This is a genomic window from Streptomyces sp. NPDC006339, from assembly GCF_040612775.1.
In the GTDB taxonomy this organism is placed as follows: domain Bacteria; phylum Actinomycetota; class Actinomycetes; order Streptomycetales; family Streptomycetaceae; genus Streptomyces.
Map to the genome: position 1 here is coordinate 26,593 of NZ_JBEXQW010000022.1, position 12,454 is coordinate 39,046.

Sequence of the window (12,454 nt, forward strand, 5' to 3'; positions counted from 1 at the left end):
AGCTTTCTTCCGATGTTTGCATTGCATCGGCGTGCCGCCCGCCCGGCAGCACGTCTCCTCATCGCACCCGCGGCCCCCACGGCCGTAGCGTTCGCCGCGTCGCCAGCGGCGGCACACACCGATCTCGATTCGAGCAGTCCCGCGCGAGAGGCGTTGTTGAGCGCTCCCCCGTCCCAGGTGACGCTGACGTTCAGCGACCCGATGAACCAGAAGTACGCCAAGGTCGCCGTCGCCACCGCGGACGGAGCGTCCGCCGCACAGGGCGCCCCGCAGGTGACGGGCAAGTCGGTCGCCCTCCCGTTCAGGACGGATATCACCGACGGCCGCTACACGGTGGGCTACCGGATGGTCTCCGCGGACGGCCACCCGGTCTCCGGCTCGTACTCCTTCACCATCGAGGCGACGAAGCCTCCCGTCGACGGGAGCGCGTCCCCGGGCAGCGCCCCTGCCGGGCCCGACGCCCCGACCTCGACGGCAATCGCGATGAAGACCGCGCCGGTTACTGCGGCTTCCACGCCCGCGCAAAGCCCCGCCGGCGTGAGCCTGGCCGCACTGGCGGGCGCCGGGGCTCTCATCGTGGCCGGCGGCTTCAGCGCCTACGCAGTGCGACGGAGGCGAGCCCGTCATGGCGACTGAGACCAAGACGCCCGGGGCTCGCACCCTGCCCCGGCTGCCCCTCGTCCTTATGGCGTCGCTGTTCGTCTGCCTGGCCATCGCGCTCGCCGTCGCCCGCTTCGGGGACGGAGCGACGGCCGTCGTTCCCGGCATCGAGGACGCCGGGAAGCTCACGGCCTGGGGCCTGCCCGCGGCCCGTACCCTCACTGATGCCACCGCCGTGATCACCATCGGCGCCCTGCTCCTCGTGGTCGTCCTTCTGCCGGGCGGCAAGAGACTCGGTCCGGCGCAGCTGCGCTATCTGACGTGGGCCGCGTGCGCTGCCGGACTGTGGGCGGCGGCATCGGCCGTCACGCTCGTGTTCACCCTCTCGGACCTGTTCGCCCAGCCGGTGGGGGAGATCCTCTCCCCCGCCGTGGTGGCCGACTTCATCGTCACCGACGCGCAGGGCCGCGCGTACGCCATGAGCGCCGGGGCAGCGGCCCTGATCGCCACGTTCTGCCTCGGCATCGGCACCGCGCGCTGGGCCCGCCTGGCTCTCCTCGTCGCCTTCGCCGGGCTGCTGCCGCCCGCCTTCACCGGACATTCCTCCGCTGCGGGCAACCACGACGCCGCTATCACCAGTCTCGCCCTGCATCTGGTGGGTGTCGCGGTCTGGGTCGGCGGTCTGCTCTTCCTCCTCGTCGTCGCCGCGCGCCGTGAGGAGCAGGCGGCGGATGCCGTCCGGCGTTTCAGCCCGCTCGCCGCCTGGGCCCTGATCGCCGTCGCGGCCAGCGGCGTCGTCAACGCCGTCGTCCGGCTCTCCCCCAGCGACCTCGTCACCAGCGGTTACGGGCTGATGGTGCTGGTCAAGGCGCTGGCCCTCGCCGCACTGGGCTTCATAGGTTCGCTGCACCGCCGTCGGACCTTGCCAGCGCTCCGCGAGGGCCGCAGGCGTGCGTTCATCCGGCTCGCGGCCGGGGAGCTCCTGCTCATGGCGGCGGCCACCGGACTCGCCGTCGGCCTGTCCCGCACCCCCGCCCCAAGTACCGGGGACGCCGCCTTCTCTCCGTCCGAGGAGCTTCTGGGCTTCGCGATGCCGCCGCCCCTCGGTGACTTCCCCTGGACGCCGCTGTTCACGCAGTGGCACTTCGACCCGTTGTTCGCATTCGGCACGGCCGCCGCCGCGCTGCTGTACCTCACCGGTGTCCGCAAGCTACGCGCCCGCGGCGACAAGTGGCCGGTAGGACGGACGATCGCCTGGCTGGCCGGTCTGGCCGTGACCGTGCTCGCCACGATGAGCGGGCTCGCTGTCTATGGCAAGGTCACCTTCAGCGTCCATATGGGCCAGCACATGATCCTGGCGATGACCGTGCCCATCCTGCTCGTCCTCGGCGGCCCTGCCACACTCGCCCTGCGGGCCCTCCCCTCCACCCCCAAGGGCGAACCGGACGGCCCGCGCGAGATGCTGATGAAGCTCCTGCACAGCCGTTACGTCAGAGTCATCTCCCACCCGGCCGTGGCGAGCCTGCTGTTCATCGGCAGCGCCTTCGCCGTGTACTTCACGTCCTTGTTCGAGACCCTGATGAGCAGTCACCTCGGTCATATGGTGATGCTGCTGCACTTCCTGGGCGCGGGGCTGCTGTTCTTCTGGGTCATCATCGGAATCGATCCCGGCCCCCGGCGCCCTCCCCATCTGGGGCGGCTCTTCGTGCTGATCCTGACGATGCCGTTCCACTCCTGGTTCAGCATCTCGCTGATGAGCGCGACAGACCTGATCGGCGACGGCTGGTGGAGCGTCCTCGACCGGCCCTGGGTCCCGGATCCGCTGGAGGACCAGTACAACGCGGGTGCGATCGCCTGGGCGACCGGCGACATCCCCGTTCTCATCACCACCATCGTGCTCGCCATCCAATGGGTCCGGTCCGACGAACGCGAAGCACGGCGCGTCGACCGTCAGATCGACCGCGGCGGAGAGGGCGACCCGCTCGCCGCCTACAACGCCTACCTTGCCGGTCTCCACGCCCGCGACCGGCGCTCCGTCCCCACGCCCACCTCCGCCCCCACCGAGGACTCATGAGCAAGCTCAAGAAGAACCTGATCGTCGCTGCTGTGATGATGGCCGCCTTCGCCGTCGCACTCGGCTCCTTCCTGCTGTTCAAGCCGGAAGCGCAGGACAGCGGTGGCCTGAACGTGCAGCCGGCCGCGGAAGCCGTTCCCGTACGTGGCGACAGCCATCGCCTGACCACGCCGAAGCGCAGCGAGCTGACGATCGTCGAGTTCCTCGACTTCGAGTGCGAAGGCTGCGGCGCGGCCTACCCGGTCGTCGAGAAGCTGCGCGAGGAGTACGGCGACCGCGTCACGTTCGTTGCCCGCTACTTCCCCATGCCGGGCCACAAGAACGGCGAGCTGGCCGCCCGTACAGCCGAGGCCGCTGCCCAGCAGGGCAGGTTCGAGGAGATGTACGCCAAGCTCTTCAGCACCCAGAAGGAGTGGGGTGAGGCGCAGGGGTCAAAGGAGTCCGTCTTCCGGGGCTACGCCCAGCAGATCGGCCTGGACATGCGGAAGTTCGACGCCGCCCTCGCCGATCCGAAGACAGCGGAAAGGGTGAAGGCCGACCAGCGGGACGGCCTGGCGCTCGGGGTCCAGGGGACGCCCACATTCCTCGTCGACGGTGTGAAGATTTCCACGCCCCAGTCGTACGAGGCGTTCAAGGCGTTCATCGATGCCCGATTGGCCGGCTGACGCGGGAGCCCTTCGTGCGGTGTCTCATCGAACAGGCCCGGTCCCTCCGGGCCCGGTCAGCCGCGTCCGGCGGCAGCCTTCCGGGGCGAACGGGCAAGCCTCGCGCGATGTTCGTCTCCTGCTCAGACGCCCGGGTCGTACCGGCTCTCCTCACCGGAAGTCGACCCGGGGACCTCTACGAACTGCGTACCTACGGCGGGGTCGTCCCCCAGTACGAGGCCGGCGAGTCCACGGGAGAGTCGCGAACCATCGAACGCGCCGTACGTGAACTGGAGATCACAGACATCGTGATCTGCGGTCACTCCGACTGCGGTGTCGTCGACAAGGCAGTGAAGGCCACCGAAGAGCACTCGGGAACCTCGACAGCCGGCCACTGGCACACCGTGGCCCAGCTCGACGCGCTTTGCGGCTACCCGAGCATCATGCGGAGACTCACCGCCCGCTCCCTGCGCCTCCATGCCTGGTTCTACGAAATCGAGACCGGCGCCGTACTCCAGTACGGCCCGGGCGCCCGCTCCTTCCGTCCTCTGTGAACACCCCGCCACCGCCCCAGGACAAGGTGACGTCCATGGCCACACCAAAGCCCCCCGCGTACGACGAACGCCTCACCGCACCCAGATCCTGGTGGGTGATCGCCGGCCTCTTCGGCATCTCCATAGGTCTGGTCTTCTTTCCCTTCGGGCTTCTCGCCGCTCTTCTCGGACTGGCGGCGGGAACCGCGCTGGCGGGCTTCATCGTCAGCGCCCAGGGTTCCATGCGGATCAGAGTGGTCGGCGGACTTCTGGTGGCCGGAGATGCCCGCATCCCGCTGTCCGCACTCGGCGAGCCGGAGACCCTGGACGGTGAGGAGGCGCGCGCCTGGCGTACCTACAAGGCGGATCTGCGCGCGTTCATGGCCATGCGTGCCTACATCCCGACCGCGGTGCGCATCGAGGTCGTCGATCCCGACGACCCCACCCCCTACGTCTACATCTCCACCCGCACACCCGATCGTCTCGCGGAGGCGATTCGCGACTCCGTCTGACGCCAGGAGCTTTCGAGGTGAATGATGGATGACCGTGCGGGGGATCGGATGAAGGCTTCCGTCACCGGGGGTGCGGCGTCGGGGCGCAACGGAGCGGCTGGGGTGCTCCCCACCGGGGCGTTCGCGTGTGTCGGTACCGTGCTCGCGGCGCTGGGACACCACACGGTGCTCGAAGGGCAACTGCCATGGGATGTCCTGGTCATTCTCGCGCTGGGCCAGTTCTTCGTGCTCTTGCCCGTCGCCCATGTTCGCTTCTCACTCGCGGCGGTTTCCGCGTGGGCACTCGTCTCGCAGGGTGTGCTGCACGTGGCGATAGCCGACGCGTCCGGTCGTCATCTCACCTGGAACCCGCGGATGTCCACCGTCCACCACACCGGCGTGCCAGCCGGGGACGGACACACCTGGCACCACGCCTCGACGGCGATGACGGCCGTCCACGTCGCGGCGGCGCTGGTGGTGGCCTGGCTCTTCCATCACTCGGACACATGCGTGACCGCGGCGCTCGCCGCCCGTCGATCCCTGCGACGCCTCGCCGCCACCGTCACCACCTGGGTGATCCGCACTGTCGGTGCGGCAGCGGTCCCCGAACGGCCGACGGCCCGCCCGGTTGCTCCCGTCGACGCCGTGTGCGAACCGACGCTCCTGGAAAACGCGCAGATGCGCAGGGGGCCACCAGGGCGGCGTCCCGCCCCGGAGCCCGTTTCCCTCCGCCCGAGCCGGTACCATCCGACCGGGCATCTGTAACAAGGAGCTCTCCCCATGTCCACCCGTCACCGTGCCCTCGCGGCACGTCGTATCGGACTCGTCGGCGCCACCGCGCTGACCTCCGTCCTCGTGCTGGCGGGCCCGGCGTCCGCGCACGCCGAGGTCGAAGCCGATACCCCGCAGGCACTGGCTCAGAACGTGACCCTCAGCTTCGCCTCCGAGGCGGAGTCCGGCACCGCAGGATTTACGCAGTTGCGCATCGTTCTGCCAAAGGGCATCGCGCCGGGCGATGTCGTCCTCAAGGAAGGCCCGAAGGGCTGGAACCTCGCTCCCAGCGCCGACGGCTACACCATCGCCGGCCCCGCTCTCAAGGCAGGCGTCGACGCCGAACACAAGATCGTCGTCCGGCAGCTTCCGGACGCCGAGGAAATCGCGTTCAAGACGGTCGAGACGTACAGCGACGGCAAGACTTCCCGCTGGATCGAACTGCCCGGCGGTGGCGGATCCGGGCAGCCGGCGCCGCTCCTTAAGCTCAAGAAGGCAGCTCCCGGGGCCACCCCGGTCGCCCCCAAGCCCAGCCCCACCACTACGAGTCCGACGCCGAGCCCGACCCCGTCGGAGACGACCTCCAGCTCACCGACCGCGGCACCGGAGCCCGCCGACAAGTCCGCCGCCGAGGAGGACAGCGGAAACTCGACAGGGCTCATGGTGGTGAGTATCGCGGCTGTCCTCGCCGTCCTCGGTGCGGGCGCTTGGTGGCTTCTCAAGCGGCGCTCAGCCGGAAGCCGCTGATCACGGCTGGCTGGCCGGTCCCTCAAGGTGAGTCAGCCGTCTTCACCGAGCGCCAGGGTGGAGACGGCGTTCATCCGCAGGTTCCAGCGGCCGGCCCGCCCGGTCAATTCGACGACGGACAGCGGTGGCACGTCGACGCGCCAGAAAGACGCAGTCGGCGCGGACAGCGCGCACACCACCGCTGCGCGCGCCAGGGCCTGCTCGACCACGGCGCCGACCCGGCCGGCGTTCTCCGGCAGCCTTTCGAGCCACCCGGCGGCCCGACCGCACACGTCTCCCACAGACTCACCGCCGTGTGGAGCGGCGTCGGGATCGCTCATCCACGAGGCCAGCGCCTCGGCGTCGCCTGCCGCGACTTCGTCCAGTCTCCGGCCAAGCCAGCTGCCCATGTCGAGATCCCGAAGCGCGGGTTCGACGACAGTGCCGTCCCACCCCATGGCGGCAGCCGTGTCGCGGCACCGCGTGGACGGCGCCATGTACCGAAGCGCGAAGGCGGGCAGCCGGTCGGCGAAGGTACGCACCCGCCGGAGCGTTCGTGGGTCGAGAGGCGCACCGGGCGTGCTCCCGAAGCGCAGGTCGCCTCCAGCCTCTTGCGCGGCGACCACCAGCGTGAGTCGGATGGTCACAGATGTCCCCCCAATGCACTGTGTCCCCTGCCGTGGGGACGGCTCATCGTAGGTGGTGTACGCCATGTTGGCCGAAAGCCGCGTGGCCCGTACGATCTGGGCGACAAGGACGACAGCGCTACGGAAGCCCGGTGCAAACCCGGCACGGTCGCGCCACTGTGTGCCACCCCTCCATAGAGGCGGTGGTGAGTCAGACCCGATGCTGTCGTCGAGTGCTCCACACGATGCGGGACGCGTAGTTCCCGAGGAGGTCTCGCCATGGCGCAGTCCACTGCCGCCCCTGCCCCCGTCTCCCTGCCCACCCCGGCGCCCCTGCCGATCCGAGCAGTACTCCCCTGGGCCGTGTTCGTCGGCCTGCTGATGCTGGTCCTGCTCTACTTCGTCGGCGCGGAGCAGGGAGCTCTCGCGGTGTTCTCCGGCGAAGGTGTCCACGAGTGGGTCCACGACGGCCGGCACCTGCTCGGCTTCCCCTGCCACTGAGACGGGGGAACACCCATGAACTCCAGAACTGTTCGTGCCTTGCTGGTTCGGGGCATGCTTGCCGGCCTGTGCGCCGGTCTCGTGGCCTTCGTCTTCGCCTACCTGGTGGGCGAAGGCCCGGTGGAGGCAGCGATCGCCTTCGAAGAGGCCGGCGCCGCCCACGAGATGGGCGGGGAGGAACTCGTCAGCAGGACGGTCCAGTCAACCGCCGGTCTCGCCACGGGCGTCCTCGTCTTCGGCGTGGCGGTCGGAGGCATCGCCGCCCTCGCGTTCTGTTTCGCGCTGGGGCGGATAGGACGGTTCGGCGCCAGGGCGACGTCCGGACTGGTCGCGCTCGGCGCGTTCCTCACCCTCTACCTCGTGCCTATCCTGAAGTACCCGGCGAACCCGCCCGCCGTCGGCGACCCCGACACGCTCGACCAGCGGACGGCCCTGTACTTCCTGATGATCGCCCTCACCGTGCTGCTGGGCATCGCGGCGGTTCTGCTCGGCCGCCACCTCGGCCCTCGCTGGGGCAACTGGAACGCCTCCATCGCCGCGACGGCGGGCTTCGTCGCCGCGACCGCGGTCGCGATGGTCTTCCTCCCGGCCGGGGACAATGTCCCAAAGGGCTTCCCCGCCACGGACCTGTGGGAGTTCCGCATGGCGTCGCTGGGCATCCAGGCGCTTCTGTGGGCGACCTTCGGCCTCCTCTTCGGCTACCTCGCCGAACGAGTCGTCACTCCGCAGCCCACCACCATGACAGGCGAGACCCCGAAGCTCACCGCAGCCGTCGGCTGACGTCACATCAACGCCAATTCCGTATCGGACCTGCCGAGGGCGCGCTCGGCAGGTCCGGCTTGTTCCTGTCCTCAGAGGTCACCGTTCGCAGGCCAGCGGGCATCACGTCAACGGAAACCCAGGGGCTCTGCAGCACAGAATTCACCCGTTCCGGTGGTCGCCGAATAAATTCTGACGCACAGCAGTCGCCGCCGTGGACCGCGTTCCTGCCAAGGATCGCGGGCTCTCCGCCGCTCCTTCCGTCTGCGATCCACGCGTTACTTCACGCGAACTTTATGCACACGATCGATTACCTTCTGTGCTCATGGTGGTCCGGGTGCTCCCTCGCGTTCCCCGCCCCGCGCTGCAGGCCGGGGCGGCGCTTGTGATGCTGCTCGCCGCCCTGCTCCACCTGCTGGGCTGCTCCCATGGGCCGGCCCCGTCGGCCACGCCCCGTACAGACACGCCGCTCGCCACTGTCGCCACCGCGCTGGAGGCGCCGGTGCCGCCCAGGCATCCGAACGTGGTGGCGGCGGGCCCCGCTGAAGACCGGCAGCCGCCCTGCCCCGGCGGTGACGAACCGACCGTGCAACAGGCCCGAGACAGCGTGACCCCCGCCGCTCCGGCGGTCGAGCTCCTCATCGGAAGCACCCACGACGGGCCAGGCAGCCCGAAGGCGAACGGCCCAATTCCCCATTGTCACAGCGGTGGCCGCACTGCTCCGACGCAAGCCTGCCTGAGCGTGTGGAGAACCTGATCGGAGTCTGAGCCGCCGGGCAAACGCGGGTGTACGCACCCGCTTCTCCGGCGAGCGTCAGCCACCCAGGTCATCCTCCTTCAAACACAGCGACCGACACACCCCGAACACCCGTCGGCCGCGGGAGAAGCACGCCATGAACCACCTCACGCGCACCCCCGCCCTCGCCGCCCCGGCACAGATCCTGACCGACGCCAAGCGCCCCCAGCACACCCCCGGCGGGCTGGTCGGCGACACACCACTGCTATGGATCGGCGAACCGTTCACCGCCGAGGGCCGCGGCTTCTGGGCCAAACTCGAAGGTCACAACCCCGGCGGCATCAAGGACCGCGCCGCCCTGCACATGGTCCGCGCGGCCAGGGAACGCGGGCAGCTGCTTCCCGGAGCCCGGATCGTGGAGTCCACGTCGGGCACCCTCGGCCTCGGGCTCGCGCTCGCCGGCGCCACCTACGGCCACCCGGTAACCGTGGTCACCGATCCCGGCATGGAGCCGCTGATGACCGGGCTGCTCACTGCCCACGGTGCCGAGGTGGACCTGGTGACCACCCCCCATCCGGACGGTGGGTGGCAGCAGGCCCGCCGCGAGCGGGTCGACGAGCTCCTCGGCGTCCACTCCGACGCCTGGTGCCCCGACCAGTACAACAACCCGGACAACGTGGCCGCGTACGCCGCACTCGCGCATGAGCTCGTCGCCCAACTGGGTCGCATCGACACCCTCGTGGTCGCCGTCGGCACCGGTGGCCACTCCGCCGGCATCGCCTCGGTACTGCGCGGTTTCTACCCCGGCCTGCGGGTCGTCGGCGTCGACACGACCGGCTCCACGATCTTCGGCCAACCGGCTGGGCCACGACTCATGCGCGGTCTCGGCAGCAGCATCTACCCCCGCAACGTCGCCTACGGCCTCTTCGACGAGGTCCACTGGGTCGCCGCGCCCGAGGCCGTCTGGGCAGCCCGGCACCTCGCACGGAGCCACTACGCCACCGGCGGCTGGAGCGTCGGCGCCGTGGCACTCGTGTCCCGCTGGCTGGCGCGCGTTCTGCCTGCGGAGGAGCGCATCGTGACCGTCTTCCCCGACGGCCCGCAGCGGTACGTCGGGACCGTCTTCGACGACACGTACTGCCGCGCCAACGACCTCCTAGGGCACGTCCCCGCCGACGGGCCCGACGAGATCGCCCATCCCGCCGAGCGGGTCGTCGACTGCTGGACGCGTTGCACCCACGTGACCGACCCGCTCGCCGACGACGAGCTGCGCGCGCTGACGGGAGCCGCCCGATGAAGACGCTGTGGCAACAGACCCTCTCCTTCTCCCCCGCCGCACGTCTGCTGATGGTCAACCAGTTCGCCATCAACCTGGCGTTCTACATGCTCATGCCCTACCTCGCCGCCCACCTCTCCAGCGGTCTCGGTCTGGCGGCCTGGGCGGTGGGGCTCGTCCTGGGGGTACGCAACTTCTCACAGCAAGGCATGTTCCTCCTGGGCGGTACGCTCGCCGACCGCTACGGCTACAAGCTCCCGATCATGGCCGGGTGCCTGCTCCGCACCGCCGGTTTCGGACTGCTCGGCTGGGTCGACAGTCTCCCCGCGCTGATCGCCGCCTCGGCCGCCACCGGATTCGCGGGGGCCCTGTTCAATCCGGCCGTCCGCGCCTATCTGGCAGCGGAGGCTGGCGACCGGCGCGTGGACGCCTTCGCCGCGTTCAACGTGTACTACCAGGCCGGAATGCTGCTCGGGCCCCTGGTCGGACTGGCCCTGCTGGCCACCGACTTCCGCCTTGTCTGCTCGGTTGCCGCCGTCATCTTCGCCGTACTCACCCTCATGCAATGGCGTGCTCTGCCCGCCCGCGGCGGTCACGCGGCGGGAGAGGGGAAGGAGAGTGTGCTCGCTCAGTGGCGCACGGTCATGACCAACAGGCCCTTCCTGCTCTTCTCGACCGCGATGATCGGCTCGTACGTGCTGACGTTCCAGGTCTATCTCGCCCTCCCCCTGGCCGCCTCAGAAGCCCTCGGAACGCGCGCAACTTCCGTCACCAGCGGTCTCTTCGTCATCTCGGCCGCCGTGGCGGTCGCAGGCCAGCTGCGGCTGACCGGCTGGGCCAAACAGCGGTGGAGCCCGCACGACGCCCTGGTCCGGGGGCTCGCGGCGATGGGCCTGGCCTTCGTGCCCCTCGTCTTCACCCCATTTGACGCCACGCTGTTGGTCATCACTGCCCTCGCGGCCGCGGTCGCCCTGCTCGCGGCGGGCAGCGCGGTGGTCTACCCCTTCGAAATGGACACCGTCGTCGCCCTGTCCGGCAACCACTTGGTAGCCACCCACTACGGCCTCTACAACACGGTCTCTGGCGTGGGCATCACCCTAGGCAATCTGGCCACCGGAGCTCTGTGGGACTTCGCCCTACGACACAACGCTCTATGGCTGACATGGGCCGTCCTTGCGGCCACCGGACTCGCCTGCGCGGCCTCGGTCTCGGCGCTCGCGCGCAGCGGTCGGCTGACGGTCCGGGAGGCAGTCGGCGCGGTCGCATGACATCTGGCGGTGGGCTGCCGCCACGACCTCGCAGGGTCGTGGCGGCGGCCCGCGCCCTCGATCGCCACGGCAAGTGCGCGTCTTGCGTGGACACCGTCCTGGACAGAATTTCCGCAGGTCAGCGCTTGATCCAGCCAAGATGACAACGGTCACCAATGCAGCCTTTGCCATGTACCGGACCAATGCGCTTCACTGCGGATGCATCCACATCGCGACGGCATGGGAGGACTGGCATGAGCCAGGGCACGGACCGCCACGATCACGAACACAGCCATGTCCATGAGCACGGTCACGGACACGACCACGGTGGGCACTCCCACGGGGTGGCCGCCGACGCGGACCGCCGTTGGCTGACCATCGCGCTGGTGCTAATTGGCGGCTTCATGTCGATCGAGGTGGTCATCGGTATCGCGGCCCAGTCCCTGGCCCTCATTTCCGACGCCGCCCACATGCTTACCGACGCCGCGTCCATCGTCTTCGCCCTGATCGCAATGCGACTGGCCGCTCGGCCGGCAAAGGGCGCCTTCACCTACGGCCTCAAGCGCGCCGAGATCCTCTCCGCCCAACTCAACGGCCTCACCCTGCTCCTCCTCGGGGCATGGCTGGCCTACGAGGCCGTGGAACGTCTGATCGACCCGCCCGAGGTCGAAGGCGGGCTCGTCCTGGTCACGGCACTGGCAGGCATCGCCGTCAACATCGCCGCCGCCGTGTGCATCTCCAAGGCCAACCGGACATCTCTCAACGTCGAAGGCGCCTACCAGCACATTCTCAACGACCTCTTCGCTTTCATCGGCACGGCGATCTCCGGCCTGATCGTGCTGCTCACCGGCTTTGTGCAGGCAGACGCCATCGCCACCCTCGTCGTCGTCGCCCTCATGGCCAAGGCCGGCTACAGCCTCATCCGGGAGTCCGGCCGCGTCTTCCTAGAGGCCGCCCCCGCCCACATCGACCCCGACGCCCTCGGCAACCGCCTGGTCTGCCAGGCGTCCGTCGTCGAGGTGCACGACCTGCACGTCTGGCAGATCACCTCCGGACAGAACGCCCTGTCCGCCCATGTCCTCGTGGACGACGACGCCGACTGCCACACCACTCGGCGAGAGCTGAAGCAACTGCTGAGCGCGGAGTACGGCATCACCCACACCACCCTCCAGGTCGACCACGCCGACGAGGCCGAACTCGTCGGCGTAGGGGCCGGCCACTGCGAAGAGCCGCACGGTCCCGTCCACCGTGTGGAAGTCCACGAGCACTGACAACGCTGCCGTCCTCCGCGTAGGCCGTCGAGTCGTGAGCCTCCTGGGTTCCCGACTCTACGGCGCACCTGACACCCGCCGCCATGTCACGAGGGGGCAGCTCGCGTTGACCTCTGGCGCCGTCACGCCGCTGTCCCGGGGAGACCGTGCCCTCGAACCCGTCCCGCCCCGACTGGTGGCCCGCACACCGCGGCCCGGT

At 69.5% G+C, this 12,454-nt stretch carries 13 protein-coding genes; 12 read left to right on the forward strand and 1 reads right to left on the reverse strand.

Annotation, left to right across the window (positions count from 1 at the left end; all coding sequences use genetic code 11):
- Window positions 1-12 precede the first annotated feature (12 nt).
- The 7 genes from ABZ135_RS19210 (at window position 13) to ABZ135_RS19240 (ending at window position 5,860) form a co-directional block, all read left to right on the forward strand.
- Window positions 13-636 (forward strand): copper resistance CopC family protein, encoded by a 624-nt coding sequence (locus ABZ135_RS19210; protein WP_356697228.1) that lies wholly within the window; start codon window positions 13-15, stop codon window positions 634-636.
- On the forward strand, window positions 626-2,674 hold the full coding sequence (locus ABZ135_RS19215) for a cytochrome c oxidase assembly protein (protein WP_356697230.1): 2,049 nt from the start codon (window positions 626-628) through the stop codon (window positions 2,672-2,674). Before ABZ135_RS19210 ends, ABZ135_RS19215 begins: the two co-directional genes overlap by 11 nt.
- Entirely contained in the window at window positions 2,671-3,339 is a 669-nt protein-coding gene (locus ABZ135_RS19220) for a thioredoxin domain-containing protein (RefSeq protein WP_356697232.1), read from the forward strand. Before ABZ135_RS19215 ends, ABZ135_RS19220 begins: the two co-directional genes overlap by 4 nt.
- Before the next feature lie 107 nt (window positions 3,340-3,446).
- Window positions 3,447-3,872 (forward strand): carbonic anhydrase, encoded by a 426-nt coding sequence (locus ABZ135_RS19225; protein ID WP_356697234.1) that lies wholly within the window; start codon window positions 3,447-3,449, stop codon window positions 3,870-3,872.
- A 35-nt stretch (window positions 3,873-3,907) separates the two neighbouring features.
- A complete protein-coding gene (locus tag ABZ135_RS19230) occupies window positions 3,908-4,363 on the forward strand; it encodes a DUF3093 domain-containing protein (RefSeq protein ID WP_356697236.1) in 456 nt (151 codons plus the stop codon).
- 102 nt (window positions 4,364-4,465) lie between these two features.
- The gene (locus tag ABZ135_RS19235) at window positions 4,466-5,107 is read left to right on the forward strand and encodes a hypothetical protein (RefSeq protein ID WP_356697238.1); all 642 of its coding nucleotides are present in this window, start codon (window positions 4,466-4,468) and stop codon (window positions 5,105-5,107) included.
- A gap of 15 nt (window positions 5,108-5,122) precedes the next feature.
- Window positions 5,123-5,860: a DUF1775 domain-containing protein gene (locus ABZ135_RS19240; protein WP_356697240.1), complete on the forward strand. Its 738-nt coding sequence runs from the start codon at window positions 5,123-5,125 to the stop codon at window positions 5,858-5,860.
- Window positions 5,861-5,892: 32 nt separating this feature from the next.
- Here the strand turns inward: ABZ135_RS19240 and ABZ135_RS19245 are convergent, their stop codons facing one another.
- Window positions 5,893-6,486, reverse strand: a complete 594-nt coding sequence (locus ABZ135_RS19245) for a histidine phosphatase family protein (RefSeq protein WP_356697242.1) — start codon at window positions 6,484-6,486, stop codon at window positions 5,893-5,895.
- A 258-nt stretch (window positions 6,487-6,744) separates the two neighbouring features.
- Between ABZ135_RS19245 and ABZ135_RS19250 the strand changes: the two genes are divergently transcribed.
- The 5 genes from ABZ135_RS19250 to ABZ135_RS19270 all read left to right on the forward strand — a co-directional run bounded on the left by ABZ135_RS19250 (window position 6,745) and on the right by ABZ135_RS19270 (window position 12,255).
- Window positions 6,745-6,966 carry a CbtB domain-containing protein gene (locus ABZ135_RS19250; RefSeq protein WP_356697244.1) on the forward strand — a complete coding sequence of 74 codons (222 nt, stop codon included), beginning with the start codon at window positions 6,745-6,747 and terminating at the stop codon, window positions 6,964-6,966.
- A 15-nt stretch (window positions 6,967-6,981) separates the two neighbouring features.
- On the forward strand, window positions 6,982-7,746 hold the full coding sequence (locus tag ABZ135_RS19255; RefSeq protein ID WP_356697246.1) for a CbtA family protein: 765 nt from the start codon (window positions 6,982-6,984) through the stop codon (window positions 7,744-7,746).
- Between the two features lie 872 nt (window positions 7,747-8,618).
- The gene (locus ABZ135_RS19260; protein WP_356697248.1) at window positions 8,619-9,758 is read left to right on the forward strand and encodes a PLP-dependent cysteine synthase family protein; all 1,140 of its coding nucleotides are present in this window, start codon (window positions 8,619-8,621) and stop codon (window positions 9,756-9,758) included.
- Window positions 9,755-11,005 carry an MFS transporter gene (locus tag ABZ135_RS19265; protein ID WP_356697250.1) on the forward strand — a complete coding sequence of 417 codons (1,251 nt, stop codon included), beginning with the start codon at window positions 9,755-9,757 and terminating at the stop codon, window positions 11,003-11,005. Before ABZ135_RS19260 ends, ABZ135_RS19265 begins: the two co-directional genes overlap by 4 nt.
- 233 nt (window positions 11,006-11,238) lie before the next feature.
- A complete protein-coding gene (locus ABZ135_RS19270) occupies window positions 11,239-12,255 on the forward strand; it encodes a cation diffusion facilitator family transporter (protein WP_356697252.1) in 1,017 nt (338 codons plus the stop codon).
- The last annotated feature ends 199 nt before the right edge of the window (window positions 12,256-12,454 follow it).